A 19,881-nucleotide genomic window follows, 5' to 3' on the forward strand; every position below is an offset into this window, starting at 1 on the left:
GGAGCCTCGATTGCGATGTCTGACGGGAATGTCGCCATTCTCGGAGGTGGCCCGAGCGGGCTGATGGCTGCGGAAAGACTGTCGGCGCGGGGCTACCGTGTGACGGTTTACGAGCAGATGCCGACGGTTGGCCGCAAATTCCTGCTTGCCGGAAAATCGGGTCTGAACATCACGCATTCGGAAGATTTCTCCATTCTTGCAAACCGTTTCGGTGCCAGTAGCGAACGGCTGTTGCCTGCCTTGAAAGTCTTCGGGCCGCAGACGTTGCGTGACTGGGCCGACGAACTGGGCGCTGAGACATTTGTCGGGTCTTCGGGCCGCGTTTTTCCGAAGGCCATGAAAGCCTCGCCGCTTCTGCGCGCATGGGGAAGGCGGTTGGAAAAGCAGGGTGTCCGCATTCTCACGCGTCATCGCTGGGTCGGGTTTGAAGGCAACGATCTTCGGATCGAAAGCCTGGATGGCGTTCAAACCGTCGCTTGCGATGCCGCGCTTTTCGCCTTTGGTGGCGGAAGCTGGCCGAAGCTCGGTTCGAATGGCGTCTGGATCGACGAGTTTTGGCGCAAATCGATCGACACGGCGCCGTTCCGTCCCGCCAATTGCGGTTTCGATGTTGCCTGGAGCGATTTCTTTGTCGAGCGCTTCGCCGGAGAGCCGGTGAAGTCAGTCATTGCCAGCTCGGACGCGGGTGCGATACAGGGCGAATTCGTAATCTCTCGAAACGGGATCGAAGGCAGTCTCGTTTATGCCCATTCAGCAGCCTTGCGTGACGCTCTGGAGAAAAAGGGTAATGCGAGGCTGATGCTTGATCTCGCGCCGGGGAGAACACTCGAGCGGCTTGAAGCGGATTTTGCCCGGCAGGGCGCCAAGCTGAGTTTTGGCAACCTGTTGCGCAAAGGGGCTGGCTTGACCGGCGTAAAAGCTGCACTGGTGATGGAGTTCATCCACGACAGAAATGCGAAAAAACTTGCCGCCGGCATCAAGTCTCTTCCTGTTCCGGTCGTTCGTCCGCGACCGCTTGAAGAAGCAATTTCGTCCGCGGGCGGTATTCGCTGGCACGAGGTCGACGGCGGCTACATGCTGTCGAAACTTCCGGGTGCCTTCGTTGCCGGTGAGATGATCGACTGGGAAGCGCCGACCGGGGGATATCTTCTGACCGCTTGTTTCGCGATGGGGCAGGCGGCAGCCGAGGGTATTCATGCATGGATCGAAGCGGGCAACACGTTTTCCGGGCGGTGACGGGCTGCTGTCCTAGTGTGGTGGCTTTGAATCCGAAATTCGTTCGCCACACTAGTGGTCTGATTCCGACATTTGCATCCCTCTGATACAGGCGCCGAGCAAATGTCGGAATCGAAAAGGCTACTAGTAAGTTTATGTATCTAGTGGATTTTTCGAATTTGACGTTTGAAACAGCATCTCATTCAGTCGGGATTCAAACGTCAAATTCAATCCACTAGGGTCGCGGCTTTCAATGTTAGTTGGCCACGCATATCTAAACCCTGTTCACGCGGGACCTGTTTTGAAAGCTTATCGCGCAACATGACGGACACCCCAACCACTGTTCAGCCTCCAACCGGAGACAGCCATGTCAGGATTGCTCGCAAGGTCGACATTGTGGTCATTGGAGCCGGACAGGCAGGATTGTCGTCGGCTTATCACCTGAGCAAGCTCGGTCTGGCAGGAGAACGGCAATTCGTGGTTCTCGACAAGGCTGCGGGACCGGGTGGAGCGTGGCAGTTTCGGTGGCCGTCGCTGACGCTGAGAACGGCAAATGCCATCCACGACCTTCCGGGTATGAAATTCGAGGATGTGGTCGAAACGACGAATGGCGAAGTGCGTGCGTCGGTCGCCGTGCCGCAATATTATCGCGCTTATGAGAACGCGTTCGATTTGCCCGTGCGCCGTCCTGTTACGGTGAAAGTCGTTTGCGATCGCGGCGAGCGGCTGCGGGTGGAAACGGATCAGGGCGACTATTCCGCGCGCGGTATCGTCAACGCGACCGGTACCTGGGAGTCGCCCTATATACCGCCCTATCCGGGTGCAAACCGGTTCAAGGGGCGACAGCTCCATACGCGCGATTACAAGACGGCGGATGTCTTCAAGGGAAAGCATGTTCTGGTTGTCGGCGCGGGCATATCGGCGGTGCAGCTTCTGGACGAGATATCGCGTGTGACGGAAACCGTTTGGGTCAGCCGCAGAGAACCGGCCTTCCGGGAAGGCCCGTTTACGCCCGAATTGGGGCGCGCTGCGGTCGCTCTGGTTGAAGAACGGGTACGACGGGGATTGCCGCCGGGGTCGGTCGTCTCCGTGACCGGCTTGCCGCTTACCCCGACAATCGAGGCGGCGCGGGCTCGCGGTGTGCTCAATCGGCTGCCCATGTTCAGCGAGATCACCGAGAAAGGCGTGCGCTGGGCTGATGGTGCGGAGCAATCTTTCGATGTCATCTTATGGTGTACGGGCTTCCGCAGCTCGCTCGATCATCTCGCTCCACTGCAATTGCGCAATGACGCAGGCGGCATCCTGATGACCGGTCGTCTTGCAACTGAGGTGGCGTCCGATCCGCGCATACATCTTGTAGGCTACGGCCCGTCCGCCTCGACAATCGGGGCGAACAGGGCGGGCGGCGCCGCTGCAAGGGAGTTGGCAACCCATCTTGGCCTGATATGATCCGGCCCAACGGTATATGGGGCGAGATGCGGATGGCGCGTATTGCAAAGCGGCTTGGCGGTTTTCTACTGGTTGTCTTACTGGGAGCGGTGATTTGGCTTGCCGTCAAACCACCTGAACTTCTGCGGGTCGGCACCGGTTATGCGGCGAAGATTGTCTGTTCCAACGTTTTTATCGCGGGCCGTGAAGCCAATGCTGTTCTTGCGGACGATGTTCAGGCGCCGGGACATCCGCTGCTTCGATTTCTGAACAAATCGGTGGATCGGAACAGCCGGACCGTTACGACGCGCATTTTCGGTTTTTTTGCTCCAAGTATTGCTGCATATCGCCCGGCATTGGGCTGCGCGAATATCCATGAAGGCGACCTGCGACCAGACATCCCGACTGCCCCCCGGATACCGGCAGAGCCGCTTCAGGTCGAGACCGATCCGGCTGTTCAGGCTGTGATCGAAGATGCAGCGTTGGCCGGCCCCGGTATGCGCGCGGTCGCGGTCATTCGCGACGGCAAGCTGATTGCAGAAACCTACGGGGCGGGCTTCGATGCAGATACGCCTCTGCTTGGCTGGTCCATGACCAAGTCGGTCATGGCGACGCTGATCGGTATGCGCATTGCGGAAGGTCGCATGAAACTGGAAAGCACAGACCTGCTGCCGCAATGGAAAGGCGACGACCGGGTCAATATTTCGCTTGCCGATCTGATGGCGATGGAAAGCGGCCTTCGCTTCGATGAGGATTATGGCACCGTCGCCGATGGGATTCTGCAGAAACTGGAACGGCGTTCAATCTGTTCGTCGAGTTGAGCCATTTCCACAGTTTCGGGCATTCCAGACATAATAAAACTGACTGGCCAAGGCGCGTAATTCATTACGCCTTTAAAGGCCTTGGCAAGGTTCTTCCGCTCTGAATCGCCTGTGGTATGCCGGAGCATGTGCTGTGTTTCATCAACGTAAATCAGAAGTACGCGGCGCTGCCGAAGTTGGTTTGGGAGCATGTCCCAAAGCTCGCCCTGTTCCATTCTCTGGCGAATAGGATATCCGATTGTCTCCAGGATGTTTTTGCCTAGTTGTTTGGTTTACGGATTTGAAGTTCCTGAACGTAGATGCCAGGCAAATGATAGGAACTTCAAATCCACCACACTAGCGAAGGCGTTTCGGGCGTACTTCGACCAGTTCTCCGGCCATGCGGCGATCCAGATATTCCGAGCATTCGTCGATCAGTTCATCACCGTGGCCGGTGAAGAAATGGTTCGCGCCGGATATGGTGTTCTGCGTGATCGTGATGCCCTTCTGCGTCTTGAGCTTGTCCACCAGAGCCTGAACGTCCTTGGGCGGCGCAACCTTGTCCTGATCGCCATGGATGATGAGGCCCGAGGACGGGCAGGGAGCGAGGAAGGAGAAATCATAGGTGTTCGGCTGCGGAGCGACCGAAATGAAGCCTTCGATCTCCGGACGGCGCATCAGGAGCTGCATACCGATCCAGGCGCCGAAAGAATATCCGGCGACCCAGCAATTCTTGGAATCGGGATGCAGTGCCTGTACCCAGTCGAGCGCGCTTGCCGCATCCGACAACTCGCCCGCGCCATGGTCGAATTCGCCCTGGCTGCGCCCGATGCTGCGGAAATTGAAGCGTAGCGTGGTAAACCCGCGCTGCTGGAACATATAGAAAAGATCATAGACGATCTTATTGTTCATCGTGCCGCCGAACTGCGGGTGCGGATGCAGGATGAGGGCAATCGGCGCGTTCTTTTCCTTGGAAGGCTGATAGCGGCCTTCGAGGCGTCCGGCAGGTCCGTTGAAAATGACTTCTGGCATGTGTACTCCGCTGGTGACCGGAAGATCGGGTTCCTCGCAGCGAACTTGACGTAGGGGAGCGCCGCTTCTAGAACCGATTGAAAATTTCGAGTGACTGAAACGAGTTTCAGTTTCTTAAGCGGCTTCATAGGCTTTTCTTGGTTGAAAATTCAAGAAAATTGCGACTTCAGGCCGCTCGAAGGCGTTGTTAGGGAGATAGGTAAGGTGATCGGGAGCGGCAAGAGGCTCTATCTGGATTATAATGCCAGTGCGCCTTTGCTTGATGAAGCGCGCGATGCGATCATCGAGGCATTGGGCATCACCGGGAATCCATCCTCCGTCCACAGCGAGGGGCGGGCTGCGCGAGCGCTTGTCGAATCCGCACGCCGCAAAGTTGCAGCGCTGGTCAACGCCAGGCCTGAACACGTGTTCTTCACCTCTGGTGCGACCGAGGCCGCTTCGACTCTTCTTACGCCCCATTACATGATGGGACGTTCGCCCGTGCGCCTGTCGCATCTCTATGTCAGCGCCACCGAACACCCGTGCGTGACGGCGGGCGGTCAGTTCTCATCGGAAGATGTTACCATTCTGCCGGTCGATGCCAGTGGCATATTGCGGCTGGATGTCCTGCGCGATGCGCTGGCCGCGCACGACAAGAGCAAGGGGCTTCCGCTGGTTGCGGTCCAGGCAGCGAATAACGAAACGGGCGTTATCCAGCCGATTGCCGAAATCGCCTCTGTTGTGAAAGCCGCAGGCGGCATCTATATCATCGATGCGGTGCAGGCAGCAGGGCGCATTAAATTAGATATTACAGATAATTGCGGCGATTATCTCATAATATCATCGCACAAGATCGGTGGTCCGAAAGGTATTGGAGCTGTGATTGCGGTTTCCGACCTCATGATGCCGCGGGCGCTGGTGCGCGGCGGCGGTCAGGAGAAAGGGCATCGTGCGGGCACGGAGGCGCTTCCGCTCATTGCAGGCTTTGGTGCGGCTGCCGATGTGGCAAAGCTGCGAATCGACGGTGATAGTTGGTCATCGGCCATGCGGGACCGTCTTGAGCAAGGTATCGTCGAAATTGCTCCGACGGCCATCATTCACGGAAGCTCGGTGCCGCGCCTGCCGAATACCACCTTTTTCTCGCTGGAAGGCCAGAAGGCCGAGACGGTCCAGATCGCCTTCGATCTGAGCGGTGTTGCACTTTCCGCCGGTTCGGCCTGTTCGTCGGGCAAGGTAGGGCCGAGTCATGTCCTGGCGGCTATGGGACATACGGAAGGAGTGGGGGCGATCCGCGTGTCACTTGCCCCCGATGTCAGCGCGGAAACGGTCGATCAGTTTCTGGATGCCTTGCGCAAGATTGTCGAACGGCACCAGCGCTCAAAGCCCCATTCGGGCGCGGCTTGACGCTTCCTTGTAAATAATTCTTGAATTTTAGGGGCAATTTTAAATCCCGCGCTTGAAATTCAGTTTAGAGAGGTTTTAAAGAAGCGTCACGCACACTATATTGAGGCGGTATTCAAGACAGTATCGCCTTGACGTTTGCAACTGTCGGGCCTTGACCCCGACGAGGATGGAGAACGCCAATGCCTGCCGTGCAGGAAACCATTGAACAGGTCCGCGGCCTTGACGTGGATCAGTACAAATATGGATTTGAGACGACCATCGAAGCCGAAAAGGCTCCGAAGGGCCTCAACGAAGAGATCATCCGCTTCATCTCTGCCAAGAAAAACGAGCCGGAATGGATGCTGGAATGGCGTCTGAAGGCTTATGAACGCTGGCTCACCATGGAAGAGCCGGCCTGGGCGCGTGTCGATTATCCCAAGATCGACTTTCAGGATGCCTATTATTATTCCGCGCCGAAGAATCAGTCTGGCCCTAAATCGCTCGATGAAGTCGATCCCGAACTTCTGAAGACTTATGAGAAGCTCGGTATTCCGCTGCGCGAGCAGGAAATTCTCGCAGGCGTTCGCAAGCAGGGCGAGGCCAGCGAAATCGACGGCAATCCGGCCGACAATGTTTATGCGTCCGGCCGTGTGGCCGTCGATGCCGTGTTCGACAGCGTTTCGGTCGTGACCACCTTCAAGGAAGAACTGTCCAAGGCGGGCGTGATCTTCTGCTCGATCTCCGAAGCCATTCGCGAGCATCCCGAGCTGGTGCAGAAATATCTGGCGTCGGTGGTTCCTGTTTCGGACAATTATTACGCGACGCTGAATTCGGCAGTCTTTACCGACGGTTCGTTCGTTTACGTGCCGAAGGGCGTTCGCTGCCCTATGGAGCTTTCGACCTATTTCCGCATCAATGAAAAGAATACTGGCCAGTTCGAACGCACGCTGATTATCGCCGACGAAGGCGCTTATGTCTCCTATCTGGAAGGTTGCACCGCGCCGCAGCGCGACGAAAACCAGCTTCATGCCGCCGTGGTGGAACTGGTCGCGATGGAAAATGCCGAAATCAAATATTCGACGGTCCAGAACTGGTTCCCCGGCGACAAGGACGGCAAGGGCGGCATCTACAACTTCGTCACCAAGCGTGGCGATTGCCGTGGCGACAATTCCAAGATCTCGTGGACGCAGGTGGAAACCGGTTCGGCGATTACCTGGAAATACCCGTCCTGCATCCTGCGCGGCGACAATTCGCGTGGCGAGTTCTATTCGATTGCCGTGTCCAACGGCCATCAGCAGATCGACAGCGGCACCAAGATGATCCATCTGGGCAAAAACACGTCGAGCCGCATCATTTCCAAGGGTATTTCGGCGGGTAAGTCGAACAATACCTATCGCGGACAGGTTTCGGCGCATCGCAAGGCGGAAAACGCTCGTAACTTTACCCAGTGCGATTCGCTCCTGATCGGCAATGACTGCGGCGCGCATACGGTGCCCTATATCGAAGCGAAGAACGCCACGGCGCAGTTCGAGCACGAAGCCACCACCTCAAAAATTTCCGAAGATCAGCTGTTCTATGTGATGCAGCGCGGCATCCCGGAAGAAGAGGCGATTGCGCTCATCGTCAATGGCTTTGTGAAAGAAGTCATTCAGGAACTGCCGATGGAATTCGCAGTCGAAGCGCAGAAGCTGATCGGCATCTCGCTTGAAGGCAGCGTCGGCTAAGCGCCAGTTTTCTCTGATTTTTTCTGGCCAGAATTTGAACTGGCGTCTGAAACAAGGTTTACAAGAATGCTTGAGATCAAGAACCTCCATGCCAAGATCGCTGACACGGATACCGAGATCATCCGTGGCCTGAACCTCACTGTGAACAAGGGTGAAGTGGCCGCGATCATGGGGCCTAACGGCTCTGGCAAGTCCACGCTTTCTTACATTCTCGCCGGTCGTGACGACTATGAAGTCACTGAAGGCGACATTCTCTACAACGGCGAGTCAATCCTCGAACTGGATCCGGCTGAGCGCGCCGCCAAGGGCATTTTCCTCGCCTTCCAGTATCCGATGGAGATACCGGGCGTTGCCACGATGGAATTTTTAAAAGTTGCGATGAACAGCCAGCGCAAGGCGCGCGGCGAGCCGGAACTGAAAATCCCGGAATTCATCAAGCGCGTGAAGGAAGCCGCCGGCGGCCTCAACATCGACATGAACATGCTCAAGCGCCCGCTCAATGTTGGTTTTTCGGGCGGTGAAAAGAAGCGCGCTGAAATCCTTCAGATGCAGCTCCTGGAGCCGAGCCTGTGCGTACTTGACGAAACCGATTCCGGCCTCGACATCGACGCGCTGAAGATTGTTTCGGAAGGAGTCAATGCGCTGCGTTCGCCCGACCGTGCCGTGATTGTCATCACGCACTATCAGCGCCTGCTCGAACACATCGTTCCCGACAGCGTGCATGTGCTCTACAAGGGACAGGTCATCAAGTCCGGTGACAAGAGCCTTGCGCTGCATCTGGAAGAAAACGGCTATGCCGATGTGATCGGCGAAGCGGCCTGAGGGGGAATGGATCATGAATATCCAGACCACCCAAAACGTAAAGCCGCGAACGCCGGCTGAAAGCGTGCTGATCGACGGCTTTGCCGAGCGTATGGGCGATCTGCCGGGCAATGGCGATGTCGTAGTGGCGCGTGACACGGCGCTCGAAGCACTGAAGGTGCACGGACTGCCGTCACGCCGTATCGAAAGCTGGCATTACACGGATTTCCGTACGCTGCTGAAGGGCGTGGCCGCTTTCGACGGTGCAGCCGGTACGCAGGCGCTTGGCCCGTTGATCTCCGGTTCTGCCATTGTCGCCGCCAGTAATGGCGTGGCACTGGATGCCAAGGCGCCGGAAGGTGTTTCGCTGACGCCGGTTCGCGAAGCCCTGGCCGACGGTTCTCTGGTTCTCCAGATGAAGCCGCGCGGAAGCGACGACACGATCGGCCAGATCAACGCCGCCTATGCCAGCGACGGCTGGATGGTTTCGATTGCTGATGGCACGACACTGGAAGCACCGCTGGAACTTCAGAATATCCAGAAGACCGGACAGGGACATACCCGTTTTCCGGTGCGCATCGGTTCTGACGTCAAGGCGACGATCATCGAGCGTCAGAGTGGCGGCGAGGGCGATGCCTTCTCCACCTCGGTCAGCCATGTGACGGTTGGCGATGGCGCGGAAATCCTCTGGGTGATCCTGCGCGATTTCGGTCAGGCAACGCAGCTTTCGCAGTTCAATGCGACCATCGGCAAAGGCTCGAAGCTGACGCTTTATATCGTCAATGCCGGCGGCAAGCTGGTGCGTCAGGAAGTGCATGTCAATGTCACCGGCGAGGATTCCGATTTCCAGCTTCGCGGTCTGAACCTTTTGGCCAACGACAGCCATACGGACGTGACCATGACCGTTGGTCATCTGGTGGAAAATACCCGCTCGACGGAAATCATCCGCAACGTGGTCAAGGATCGTGCGCGCGGCGTTTTCCAGGGCATGATCCGCGTGGCACAGGTTGCCCAGAAGACCGACGCCCGCATGGCCTGCAACACGCTGCTACTCTCGGATGAGGGCGAGTTCGACGCCAAGCCGGAACTGGAAATCTTCGCTGACGATGTGGCCTGCGGCCATGGCGCGACGGTTGCGGAATTGTCCAGGGACTATCTGTTCTATCTGATGGCCCGTGGCGTTCCGGAAAACGAAGCGCGCGGCCTTTTGATCAAGGCGTTCATTGCCGAGATCATCGAGGAACTGGAAGACGAGACGCTGGTTGAGGCACTGGAAGACGTGCTGTCCAACTGGCTCGCCGTTCATGCCTGATTGAGAATGAGGCAGAGTGCACGGATGCCTCTGCCTTTTCTTCAAAGGAACGATCATGGATCAGAAGAATCCGCCCGCTGCGACCTATGTTGCAGCCTATGACGTGGAAGCCATCCGCCGGGATTTTCCGATCCTGTCGCGTCAGGTGCATGGCAAGCCGCTCGTCTATCTCGATAACGGCGCTTCGGCGCAAAAGCCGCAAAGCGTTATCGATGCGGTGACACATGCCTATGCAAATGAATATGCCAATGTTCATCGCGGCCTGCATTTCCTCTCCAATGCCGCGACCGATGCTTACGAAAAGTCGCGCGAGACGGTGCGGCGTTTTCTGAATGCCGGTTCGGTGGATGAAATCGTCTTCACCAAGAATGCCACCGAGGCGATCAACACCGTCGCCTATGGCTATGGCATGCCGCATATCGGTGAGGGTGATGAAATCCTCGTTTCGATCATGGAGCACCACTCCAATATCGTGCCATGGCATTTCATTCGCGAGAGGCAGGGCGCAAAGCTGGTTTTCGCGCCGGTCGATGATGAGGGCACCTTCCATATCGAGGAATTCGAGCGGCGTCTGACTGAGCGCACCAAGCTTGTCGCCATTACGCATATGTCGAATGCGCTGGGCACCGTCACGCCGATCAAGAGGATCGTTGAACTGGCACACGCGCGTGGCATTCCGGTGCTGGTCGATGGCAGTCAGGGCGCGGTGCATCTGCCGGTCGATGTGCGGGATCTGGGCTGCGACTGGTACGTCTTCACAGGCCATAAGGTCTATGGCCCATCGGGTATCGGCGTTCTGTATGGCCGCACCGAAATGCTCGAAAAGATGCGGCCCTTCCAGGGCGGTGGCGAAATGATTGAGGAAGTGACGGAAGAAAATGTCACATACAATCATCCGCCGCATCGCTTCGAGGCTGGCACGCCACCCATCGTTCAGGCTATCGGACTGGGTGCAGCACTGGAATATATGGAAAAGATTGGTCGCCACGCCATCCTCGCCCATGAGGAAGGGCTGCGCGATTATGCCCATGAACAACTGGGCAAGATCAACAGCTTGCGTATATTTGGCAATGCGCCGGGCAAGGGGGCAATCGTTTCCTTCGCGCTGGAAGGCATTCATGCGCATGATGTATCGATGGTGATCGACCGGGCAGGCGTTGCCGTGCGCGCGGGTACGCATTGCGCTCAACCTCTCTTGAAACGCTTTGGCGTCACCTCTACATGCCGCGCATCCTTTGCCATGTATAATACGCGCGCCGAGGTGGATGCTTTGGCGGAAGCCTTGGAAAAGGCAAGGAAGTTTTTCGGATGACCGATATGGAACCCAAAGCTGAAGCTCAAACCGCCTTCTCCGCATCTGCCATTCCGCAGGATGAACTCTTGCGTATGACAGACGATATCATCGCGGCGCTGAAAACGGTCTATGATCCTGAAATCCCGGCGGATATCTACGAGCTTGGTCTTATCTACAAGATCGACATCGAAGATGACCGCACTGTCAAGATCGAAATGACCCTGACGGCTCCCGGTTGCCCCGTCGCGGGCGAAATGCCGGGCTGGGTGGAAAACGCCGTCGGCGCTGTTGAAGGCGTTTCGATGGTTGAAGTCACCATGACATTCGATCCGCCATGGACCGCCGACCGCATGTCCGAGGAAGCGCAAGTCGCTGTCGGCTGGTATTGATGGTTTGAACCTGGAAATGCGGCCTCCGGGTCGCATTTTTGTATCGAGCTATGGTCTCAGAATCCAGTTGTGCTCGAATAGTGTTTTGAGCTTATTCCAAACAGAGCTCCAAAAAGACCTGTAATACCCCCAAGCGCCATTGCCATCGAAATGAGCGCCGGTCCGGCGGTGAACGGCAATGTGAAAACGGATGTAATCAGCTTCCAAAGGCGGCTCAGGAGTTTTGTCGGAAACCGGCGAAGCGCCAGCCTGCGATTTTTACGATAAAGAACTCCAAACTCCGTCGCATTGTGATCTCTGTTTCTTCGAAAATGGTAGGAAAGACTTATCCGGCAGCAAGGCACCGTTTCATAAACGATTGCATCAGGAGCCCAGCCGGTCTTGGCGCTGAGTTTCCTGGCCTGAATCCAGAGATTCCAGTCCTCGCCACCTGCCAGACCGATCCGTGAATCGAATCTCAAACTCGTCCGACGGAAAAAATCCATCTTTCCCATCCAGCTGCCCGTAGCGATCTTGATGGTGTCGGCCTTGTTTTCGCTCCATTTCATTCTTGCTTTCCGTTCGGCCTTGATACTGTGTGCCTCGATGCCCGACCAGACCAGTTTTTTCCATGGATTGAGGTTCGGTTTCGCCGGAATTGGCCTGACTGGGGAACCGACAATATCGAGATCAAGTCTTTGCTGTTCGCTGACAAGCTTGACAAGCCAGTCCGCTTCAACCTGCTCATCGTCGTCGACGAAGACGAGAAAATCGGCATCGCCCTGAATGGCATATTCGAGTGCGCGATTGCGTGCGTTGGAGATGCCTATGTTTGTTTCAAGAAGATGCGTAACCGTTCTGTCTGCCATTGAAGAACGAACGTCATTCAGCCATTTATACGATGTATCTTCAGTGTTATTCTCCACTATAAGAAATTCTGTTGTGCATTCGTGGGGGAGGTATATTGATGAAAGAGACTTGTATAAGTAACAAATCATAACGGGACGATTGCGTGTTGTCGTTGCAATAATGATTTTCATGTGATTTCATCTAAAAATTAATCAATTTCTATTATTTTAATAAAGAAATATTGCGATATAAATGGCAATATATATATTGCAAATAATTGCGAAAGAAAAGATATGGTTTCTTTGGGAGGGCGTCAGGAAAATGCGACGCCTATCGCCACATTGATGGTATCTGAATGTGGGGAGAGAAAATAATAATAATATTAACACGATAACGTGTCTTGTTATGTGGAAATGGTGCCCCCAGAGAGACTCGAACTCCCGACCCCCTGATTACAAATCAGGTGCTCTACCAACTGAGCTATAAGGGCACTTGCGCCCGATTAGCACAAATGCAGCATATGTAAAACGAAAATTCATCGTTCGCAGGTCATGGTGCCTGGCTTTTTCCTGTGATAGCCAGTGTCGGGTTGGGGAACCAGTGGCAAGTATGCCAGAGTCGGTGGAGTTCGGGACTGTAACTATGAAAGATAAACCGCTTGCGCTTCATTTTCTTTCATCGGGAGTCGAAGAGTCTCTCCTGGCCCAGAAGGAACTGGTCAGGCGCTATGGTCATGCGGCCGCTGAAGACGCGGATATCGTCGTTGCACTTGGCGGCGATGGAACCATGCTGCAGGCCCTTCGCGACTTCATGAATACCGGCAAGCCGATCTACGGAATGAACCGGGGCTCGGTCGGCTTTCTCATGAACGAATTCAGTATAGAAAACCTCCCCGAGCGGATTCTGGCTGCTCAGATGGAAACGATCCGCCCTCTGGTCATGGTGGCTGAAACTGAAGACGGCCGCTCGTTCGAGGCTTTGGCAATCAACGAAGTCTCGCTGTTCCGTCAATCCTATCAGGCCGCGAAGGTGCGAATAACGATCGACGGCAAGGTTCGCCTCGAAGAATTGGTCTGTGACGGCGTGATGGTCGCGACACCCGCCGGTTCCACGGCCTATAATCTCTCGGCGCAGGGGCCGATCCTGCCGCTCGAAGCGCCGCTCTTGGCGCTGACGCCGGTGAGCCCATTCCGTCCGAGGCGATGGGGTGGGGCGCTGCTGCCGAAGCATGTGACGGTGCGTATGGACCTCCTGGAAACCGAAAAACGCCCCGTCAATGCGGTGGCGGACAATAATGAAGTCAAATCGGTCAGGTCGGTGACGGTGCGCGAAGCGCCCAACAGTCAGGTGGCCATTCTGTTCGACAAAAGCCATTCATGGGATGAGCGTATCCTGACCGAGCAGTTCAGGCATTGAGTAATCCAAAGCGTTTTTCAGGTGACGCCCGAACGTTGGCTCGGGCACCAAGCGTGACATAAGATTGCGAATGCCGGATGTTCTTTAGTTTTTTATAAATTGATTTAATTTGTTTCGTATTGCCCGGAACGGGTTCAGTACAGCCCCGATCGGAGCAATTTAATATCTTTCGTTGGTATTTTAGTTGACTTTTGCACGCTGTGGACGTACGCGATGCTGCAAGAAGACGCTAAAAGCGTTGCAGACGCCTTATTCTGCCTTGGTTCCTGCGCCCGACGACGCGGCTGCAACGACAGGATGGGTGGAACTCATTTCCAACAGAGAGCTGCGCCTCCATTGACGACATTTGCCGAACTCGGTCTTTCCCCGAAAGTGATCGCTGCTGTAGACGCGGCGGGATATACTGCGCCCACTCCCATTCAGGCGGGAGCCATTCCTCCTGCGCTCGAACGCAAGGATGTGCTCGGTATCGCGCAGACGGGCACCGGCAAGACGGCGTCGTTCGTGCTGCCGATGCTGACGCTCCTGGAAAAAGGCAGGGCGCGGGCGCGTATGCCGCGTACGCTCATTCTGGAGCCGACCCGCGAACTGGCGGCGCAGGTCGAGGAAAACTTCACTAAATACGGAATCAACCACCGTCTGAATGTTGCCTTGCTGATCGGTGGCGTTTCCTTCGATGAGCAGGAACGCAAGCTGGAGCGTGGCGCCGACGTTCTCATCGCAACGCCGGGTCGTCTGCTCGACCATTTCGAACGCGGCAAGCTGCTCCTGACCGGCGTCGAGATTCTTGTCATCGACGAAGCCGACCGGATGCTCGACATGGGCTTTATTCCGGATATCGAGCGTATCTGCAAACTCATTCCCTTTACCCGTCAGACGTTGTTTTTCTCGGCCACCATGCCGCCGGAAATCACCAAGCTGACCGAGCAGTTTCTGCATTCTCCGGCACGCATCGAAGTGGCGAAAGCTTCGTCCACGGCCAAGACCGTGGCCCAGCGTCTGGTGAAATCGAGCAAGAAGGATTGGGACAAGCGCGCCGTGCTGCGCGATCTCATCCGCGCCGAGGGCGACACGCTCAAGAATGCGATTATCTTCTGTAACCGCAAGAAAGATGTGTCCGAACTGTTCCGTTCGCTGACCCGTCACGAGTTCAATGCCGGTGCCCTGCATGGTGACATGGATCAACGCGCCCGCATGACCATGCTGTCGAATTTCAAGGATGGCAAGCTGCAATTGCTCGTCGCTTCCGACGTCGCCGCGCGCGGTCTCGACATTCCCGATGTCAGCCATGTTTTCAATTTCGATATTCCGATTCATTCGGAAGATTATGTCCACCGCATTGGTCGTACGGGCCGCGCGGGGCGGTCTGGCAAGGCGTTCACCATCGTGACGCCTTCAGATACGAAATATCTGACCGCTATCGAGGACATGATCGGCGAAAAGATCGAATGGCTGGATGGCGATCTGTCCACATTGCCTGTCTCGGACGAGACGGAAGAGCCGCGCAAGGGCAGGAATGCCCGTGGTAAAGGCAAGGATGCCAAGGGCAAATCGAAGGACAAGGATAAAGCCAAGGGCAAGGCGGTAGAAACGCTCGATCCCGCCGAACAGCCGCAGCCGGTTATCGAGTCCAGCGACCGCCGCGATGCGATCCGTGCATCGAACGACGAACGCCGCGGCAAGCCGCAGCACGAACAGCATAAGCGCCGCCGCGACCGCGACGATGACGGTCCGACACCTGTGGGCTTCGGCAACGAGATCCCGGCATTCATGCTGATCCCGACCGGCGTCTGACCGGACGCTATTTTGGATTGAACTATTCGGCCGCAGCGGAACGCCTGGCGGCCGATTTCTTTTTGGGCTTGGCCTTTTCGCTGCGAAGCGCGGCCTCATAGGCGAGGCGGGCCCATTTCGTCATGATTTCCAGATCGTCGAAAGCTTCGCTCGGCACGCTCCAATAAGGCATGGCAATGGGTTCGCCGCCCTTGCGCCCTTCAAAGGTCCATTGCACGGACCCGGCATCGACGAACTGCGGAGCGGTGAGTTCGTCTGCCTTGAACAACAGTTCGTCGCGCACCACGAGCGCGAAAATCAATCCCTGATGATAAATACCTTTTCCGCCGAACATGCGGCGGATACTGACGGGCCCGAAATCCTGCAACAGATCGCGAAGGGTTTCGTCGTCCATGGTCGCCTCTCTCTTTCGATCAGGCGGCGCCCTGCATCTGGCGGAGACTCTCCGGGGAGGCGGCTTTGATCTCGACGGATTCGCCGCAGCCACAGGCCGAAGTCTGGTTCGGATTGTTGAACACAAACCCTGTGCGAAGCGTGGTGACTTCGAAATCCATCTGCGTGCCGAGCAGGAAAAGAACGGCTTCAGGCGCGATGAAGACGCAGGCGCCGTCCTTCTCGATCACATCGTCGCCGGCTTTGGCTTCCGTCACGAGATCGATGGTATATTCCATTCCGGCACAGCCGCCTTTTTTCACGCCGACCCGGATACCAAGAGCGCCTTCACGCGATGTGATGATCTCGCGAACGCGATCTGCTGCGGCATCGGTTAGCGTCATGACTGTGAAACGGCCCATTTTCTCTCTTCCGGCATGGTGCTGGCATCTGATCGGAGAATCATCCAATCTCGTCGCGACGGGCTGGTCTCCCTGCGATTGCCACGTTTTCAATATAGTTAGTGTTGTAACATCATTACTGCAATACACCAAATCGGGAGCGCGCCTGGCACGCCCCGCTAATCATCGCGAGAAGAGGAGAAACGTATGTCGAACGACCGGATGAAACCTCTCATGCTGGCTGCCTTGATCGGCCTCCTGGGCACAAGCGCCACAGGTCTTTCGGTTGATGATGTCCTGGCGCAGAAAGCTCCCAAGGCCGCGTCGGGGGAGGCCCCGGAAAATGCACAGGACAAGCAGGCTTCCAAGCCCGTTGAGGAAACGAAACCGTCCGAGCAAACGCAGGATGCAGCCGATGGCGTGACCGTACCCGACTATCGCGATGATCGCTCGACACCGCAGGCGCTGATCGAATCCTATTACAATGCGATCAATCGCAAGGAATATAGCCGCGCCTATAGCTATTATTCGGAAGCGGGCCGGGAGCCTGACTTCAAGACCTTCGTGAAGGGGTATGCAAATACCCGGAGCGTCAAGGTCGCGCTGCGCAAGACCGACCCCGATCCGGGTGCCGGGCAGATTTACTGGAGCCAGCCGCTGGCTATCGAGGTGGAAACGGAAGATGGCAAGAAGCAGGTCTTCACGGGGTGCTACACCATCCATCTCACAAACCCGGCAATGCAGGAAGAACCGCCGTTCAAGCCGATGCAGATCGCAACGGGTTCGCTGACAAAATCGCCGCTGGAACTCGAAAAGAGCGTGCCGGAAGCATGTGAAGCTCCATGACAGAGCGGCTGAAATAAGGCTTGACCTTGCCACGATGGCAAGCTGCATCCTGCGCGCATCCGCTGACGCAGAGATGTGCCGGATGGCGGGTCAACAAAGCCATGGCGGTTCCGGCCTGTGGGAGCTGCTTTGAAGGAGTAACTGTAGTCATGAAATTTTCCATTCCCAAGATGAAGTGCGGCGGTTGCGCCGATAATATCACCGTTGCGCTGCGCAAACTCGATGCAACGGCCCCCATTGAAATCGACCTTGACCGGAAAGAGGTCGAGTTTGGCGGAAATGTTCCGCAGGACACCGTGCTTTCCGCATTGGCTGAGGCTGGCTACCCGGCGTCGAACGCTCGATAATGTGATTTCCAGGGCGCTTGTGTCTATGCGCTGCAAAAGCTACTTGCCGGGAAGTCAAAAACTTCCCGGCATTCTCGTCTCTCGCTCGTCTCTTGGATCGGTGGACTGCTGGTTGTTTGAAAGCGCGTTTCGGTGGGATAAGCGCCGCAAATGCTGTGTTTCATTGACTGGACCCGCGATTTTTGCCACATCAGCGGCAAATCTCGTTTATGGTGCGCTGGCAGCGAGATATGGATCGGGTTCGCCGCTGGAAAGAAGCGGGTCGATCCATGCTGGCAGATGCTTTGTGGCATGAAACTTCGCATTCCGCGACAAGGAAGGGTTTAGGGCTATGGCAGCCGATTTCCAGGATCTTCGTACAAAGATGGTCGACAATCAGATCCGTACGACGGACGTAACCGATCTGGCGGTTATCGACGCTTTCCTGACCGTTCCGCGCGAGGCATTCGTTCCCGCTGCCCGTCAGGTTCTTGCTTATATCGATGAGGATCAGCTTCTCGAAAGCGATGGCCCGCAGCCGCGCTATCTCATGGAGCCGTCGCCTTTCGCAAAGCTCGTGCAGCTTGCCCGCATCAAGAAAACCGATGTTGTTCTGGATGTCGGTTGCGGGACCGGCTACTCTTCCGCCATTCTCTCCAGACTGGCAGGCTCGGTCATCGGGCTGGAGAATGATTCCACATTGTCGGCTACCGCGACAGCTCGCCTCGCCGAACTCGGCTATGACAATGTTGTGATCGTTTCGGGCGAACTTCAGGCAGGTTACGCTTCTGAAGCGCCATATGACGTGATCGTTATCGAGGGGGCCGTCGATATCATTCCGGACACGCTGCTTGGCCAGCTCAAGGACGGCGGACGTCTCGTCGCCGTCGAAGGCCGTGGAAATGCCGGGGTCGCGCGGATTTACATCAAGGAAAATGGAGTTGCATCGGGACGTGGTGTGTTCAACACTGCGGTTCGCCCGCTGCCGGGATTCGAGCGCGTTCCGCAGTTCGAGTTTTAATTTTAGTGCATGGTACAATTCTGCAACGCTGTGGAATTTGTTTGTGTATGCTCTGGCGGGAGCAATGGAAATAACCCAATTTAGAGGTTATAGAATTTGCCCGAACCGATTGGTTCGATAGTTTGGATTCGTTGTTCTTAAAATGAGGTACCCGGTGTTCAAAACGTGCAAAGGACTGATAGCGGCCGCAGCATTGTTGTCCGGCACCATTTTATCGGGGCAGGCGGCATTCTCGGAAACGCTGACCGGCGCTCTCGTCAAGGCCTATAAGAACAATGCCAGCCTGAATTATTCCCGCGCAGGCGTTCGCGTAAGAGATGAAGACGTTGCCATTGCCAAGTCCGGCTATCGTCCTCAGATCACCGGTTCCTACAATGTAGGGCGCGGCAAGACGCCGACAAGCCAGGGCTACCGCACGACGGGCACGTTCGGCATTGAGCTCAACCAGATGCTGTTCGACGGGTTTCAGACCAAGAACAACGTTGCCGCCGCAGAAACCCAGGTTTTCGCCCAGCGCGAAAACCTTCGCAACGACGAGCAGAACAAACTCCAGGAGGCGGTAACCGCCTATATGGACGTTTATCAAAATCGTCAGATTGCCGCTCTGCGCGAGCGTAACCTTGCAGCCATGAACGAACAGGTTCGCGCGGCGAGGGCTCGCCTCGATGTGGGTGAGGGCACCCGTACGGACGTCGCGCAGGCTGACGCCAGCCGTTCCACCGCCGTCGCGGCGCTGAATTCCGCCCGTGCCGATGTGAAGTCGGCGGAAGCGGCCTATGTGCAGGTTGTCGGCGTTCAGCCTGACAAGCTGGCTGCTGCGAGTGCCGCCAAGAATCTGCCGCGCTCGCCCGCTCAGGCCTTTGCAATCGCCAATACCGGCCACCCCGGCATTCTCGCGACGCAATATGCGGTGAACGCGGCCGGTTATAACGTCAAGGCCAAGGAGGGCGCTTTGTTGCCGTCGGTCGGCCTCACGGCAAGCGCCAGCCATCTCGACACCTATGCGGGCACATCGCAGGCCGATGGTAATTCGGCATCCATCGGTGTCGGCGTTAGCATTCCGATCTATACGGGTGGGCGTAACTCCGCTCAGGTCCGTCAGTCCAAGGAACAGCTTGGCCAGGCCCGGATCGAGGTCGATGTTGTCCGTGATCAGGTTCGCCAGGCTATTGCCTATGCGTGGTCGCAGCTCGAAGCAGCCCGCGCTTCGGTTCAGGCAAATCGCGACGGTATCGCTGCCGCTCAGCTTGCTCTCGATGGTGTTATCGAGGAACGCAAGGTCGGACAGCGCACTACGCTCGATGTGTTGAATGCACAGAACGATCTGATTAACGCGCAGATCGCTCTGGTCGAATCCCAGCGCAATGTGGTCGTTGCAAGCTATGCCCTGTTGAACGCGACCGGTCGCATGACCGCAAAGCAGATGGGCCTGCGGGTTGCTGAGTACAAGCCGGAAGAACATTACGAGGCCGTCAAGGACAAGTGGTTCGGCCTGCGTACGCCGGATAGCCGCTGAGCGT

General features: G+C 56.5%; 19 protein-coding genes, 1 tRNA gene and 1 pseudogene. 15 read left to right on the plus strand and 6 right to left on the minus strand.

All coding sequences use genetic code 11. From position 1 onward, the window contains the following. Positions 1–15 precede the first annotated feature (15 nt). The 3 genes and pseudogenes from FHS76_RS08625 to FHS76_RS08635 all read left to right on the plus strand — a co-directional run. A complete protein-coding gene (locus FHS76_RS08625) occupies positions 16–1,236 on the plus strand; it encodes a TIGR03862 family flavoprotein (protein WP_183650789.1) in 1,221 nt (406 codons plus the stop codon). A 300-nt stretch (positions 1,237–1,536) separates the two neighbouring features. Continuing rightward, a complete protein-coding gene (locus FHS76_RS08630; RefSeq protein WP_183650793.1) occupies positions 1,537–2,664 on the plus strand; it encodes an NAD(P)-binding domain-containing protein in 1,128 nt (375 codons plus the stop codon). Between the two features lie 32 nt (positions 2,665–2,696). Next, positions 2,697–3,416, plus strand: a pseudogene (locus FHS76_RS08635) (serine hydrolase); the annotation flags it as partial. Here FHS76_RS08635 and FHS76_RS22885 read toward each other — a convergent pair. Continuing rightward, entirely contained in the window at positions 3,398–3,679 is a 282-nt protein-coding gene (locus FHS76_RS22885) for a TniB family NTP-binding protein (protein ID WP_374828589.1), read from the minus strand. The pseudogene FHS76_RS08635 and the gene FHS76_RS22885 overlap by 19 nt on opposite strands. 121 nt (positions 3,680–3,800) lie before the next feature. Continuing rightward, positions 3,801–4,475 (minus strand): alpha/beta hydrolase, encoded by a 675-nt coding sequence (locus FHS76_RS08645; RefSeq protein ID WP_183650797.1) that lies wholly within the window; start codon positions 4,473–4,475, stop codon positions 3,801–3,803. 204 nt (positions 4,476–4,679) lie between these two features. Here FHS76_RS08645 and FHS76_RS08650 point away from each other — a divergent pair, with 204 nt between their 5' ends. The 6 genes from FHS76_RS08650 (at position 4,680) to FHS76_RS08675 (ending at position 11,357) form a co-directional block, all read left to right on the plus strand. Continuing rightward, the gene (locus FHS76_RS08650) at positions 4,680–5,858 is read left to right on the plus strand and encodes a cysteine desulfurase family protein (RefSeq protein ID WP_183650800.1); all 1,179 of its coding nucleotides are present in this window, start codon (positions 4,680–4,682) and stop codon (positions 5,856–5,858) included. Between the two features lie 179 nt (positions 5,859–6,037). Beyond that, complete coding sequence (gene sufB / locus FHS76_RS08655) at positions 6,038–7,561, plus strand: Fe-S cluster assembly protein SufB (RefSeq protein WP_183650803.1); 1,524 nt, start codon at positions 6,038–6,040, stop codon at positions 7,559–7,561. 66 nt (positions 7,562–7,627) lie between these two features. After that, positions 7,628–8,383 (plus strand): Fe-S cluster assembly ATPase SufC, encoded by a 756-nt coding sequence (sufC, locus tag FHS76_RS08660; protein ID WP_183650806.1) that lies wholly within the window; start codon positions 7,628–7,630, stop codon positions 8,381–8,383. A 13-nt stretch (positions 8,384–8,396) separates the two neighbouring features. Next, entirely contained in the window at positions 8,397–9,674 is a 1,278-nt protein-coding gene (gene sufD, locus FHS76_RS08665; RefSeq protein WP_183650809.1) for a Fe-S cluster assembly protein SufD, read from the plus strand. A gap of 55 nt (positions 9,675–9,729) precedes the next feature. Continuing rightward, positions 9,730–10,986, plus strand: coding sequence for a cysteine desulfurase (locus tag FHS76_RS08670; RefSeq protein ID WP_183650812.1), 1,257 nt, complete (start codon positions 9,730–9,732; stop codon positions 10,984–10,986). Further along, a complete protein-coding gene (locus tag FHS76_RS08675) occupies positions 10,983–11,357 on the plus strand; it encodes an SUF system Fe-S cluster assembly protein (RefSeq protein WP_183650815.1) in 375 nt (124 codons plus the stop codon). The genes FHS76_RS08670 and FHS76_RS08675 overlap by 4 nt, the downstream gene beginning before the upstream one ends. 56 nt (positions 11,358–11,413) lie before the next feature. Here FHS76_RS08675 and FHS76_RS08680 read toward each other — a convergent pair whose 3' ends face one another. Together FHS76_RS08680 and FHS76_RS08685 are read right to left on the minus strand one after the other, a co-directional pair. Next, positions 11,414–12,376, minus strand: coding sequence for a glycosyltransferase family 2 protein (locus tag FHS76_RS08680; protein WP_183650818.1), 963 nt, complete (start codon positions 12,374–12,376; stop codon positions 11,414–11,416). Between the two features lie 223 nt (positions 12,377–12,599). Then, positions 12,600–12,675: transfer RNA gene (locus tag FHS76_RS08685), tRNA-Thr, on the minus strand. A 152-nt stretch (positions 12,676–12,827) separates the two neighbouring features. On the opposite strand from FHS76_RS08685, the gene FHS76_RS08690 reads away from it, so the two are divergent. Next, positions 12,828–13,601 (plus strand): NAD kinase, encoded by a 774-nt coding sequence (locus FHS76_RS08690; RefSeq protein ID WP_183650821.1) that lies wholly within the window; start codon positions 12,828–12,830, stop codon positions 13,599–13,601. A gap of 336 nt (positions 13,602–13,937) precedes the next feature. Further along, positions 13,938–15,395, plus strand: coding sequence for a DEAD/DEAH box helicase (locus tag FHS76_RS08695; RefSeq protein ID WP_183650823.1), 1,458 nt, complete (start codon positions 13,938–13,940; stop codon positions 15,393–15,395). A 22-nt stretch (positions 15,396–15,417) separates the two neighbouring features. Here the strand turns inward: FHS76_RS08695 and FHS76_RS08700 are convergent, their stop codons facing one another. Then, a complete protein-coding gene (locus FHS76_RS08700) occupies positions 15,418–15,789 on the minus strand; it encodes a TfoX/Sxy family protein (protein WP_183650826.1) in 372 nt (123 codons plus the stop codon). Between the two features lie 19 nt (positions 15,790–15,808). After that, positions 15,809–16,189: a Fe-S cluster assembly scaffold SufA gene (gene sufA, locus FHS76_RS08705; RefSeq protein WP_183650828.1), complete on the minus strand. Its 381-nt coding sequence runs from the start codon at positions 16,187–16,189 to the stop codon at positions 15,809–15,811. Between the two features lie 186 nt (positions 16,190–16,375). Between sufA and FHS76_RS08710 the strand changes: the two genes are divergently transcribed. From FHS76_RS08710 to FHS76_RS08725, 4 genes are all read left to right on the plus strand, one after another. Beyond that, the gene (locus FHS76_RS08710; RefSeq protein WP_183650831.1) at positions 16,376–17,014 is read left to right on the plus strand and encodes a hypothetical protein; all 639 of its coding nucleotides are present in this window, start codon (positions 16,376–16,378) and stop codon (positions 17,012–17,014) included. A 149-nt stretch (positions 17,015–17,163) separates the two neighbouring features. Then, positions 17,164–17,361, plus strand: a complete 198-nt coding sequence (locus FHS76_RS08715) for a heavy-metal-associated domain-containing protein (RefSeq protein ID WP_183650834.1) — start codon at positions 17,164–17,166, stop codon at positions 17,359–17,361. A 331-nt stretch (positions 17,362–17,692) separates the two neighbouring features. Then, positions 17,693–18,361: a protein-L-isoaspartate O-methyltransferase family protein gene (locus FHS76_RS08720; RefSeq protein WP_183650837.1), complete on the plus strand. Its 669-nt coding sequence runs from the start codon at positions 17,693–17,695 to the stop codon at positions 18,359–18,361. Between the two features lie 142 nt (positions 18,362–18,503). Continuing rightward, positions 18,504–19,877, plus strand: coding sequence for a TolC family outer membrane protein (locus FHS76_RS08725; RefSeq protein WP_183650840.1), 1,374 nt, complete (start codon positions 18,504–18,506; stop codon positions 19,875–19,877). Positions 19,878–19,881: the final 4 nt, after the last annotated feature.

The organism is Brucella daejeonensis (assembly GCF_014199265.1).
Lineage (GTDB): Bacteria > Pseudomonadota > Alphaproteobacteria > Rhizobiales > Rhizobiaceae > Brucella > Brucella daejeonensis.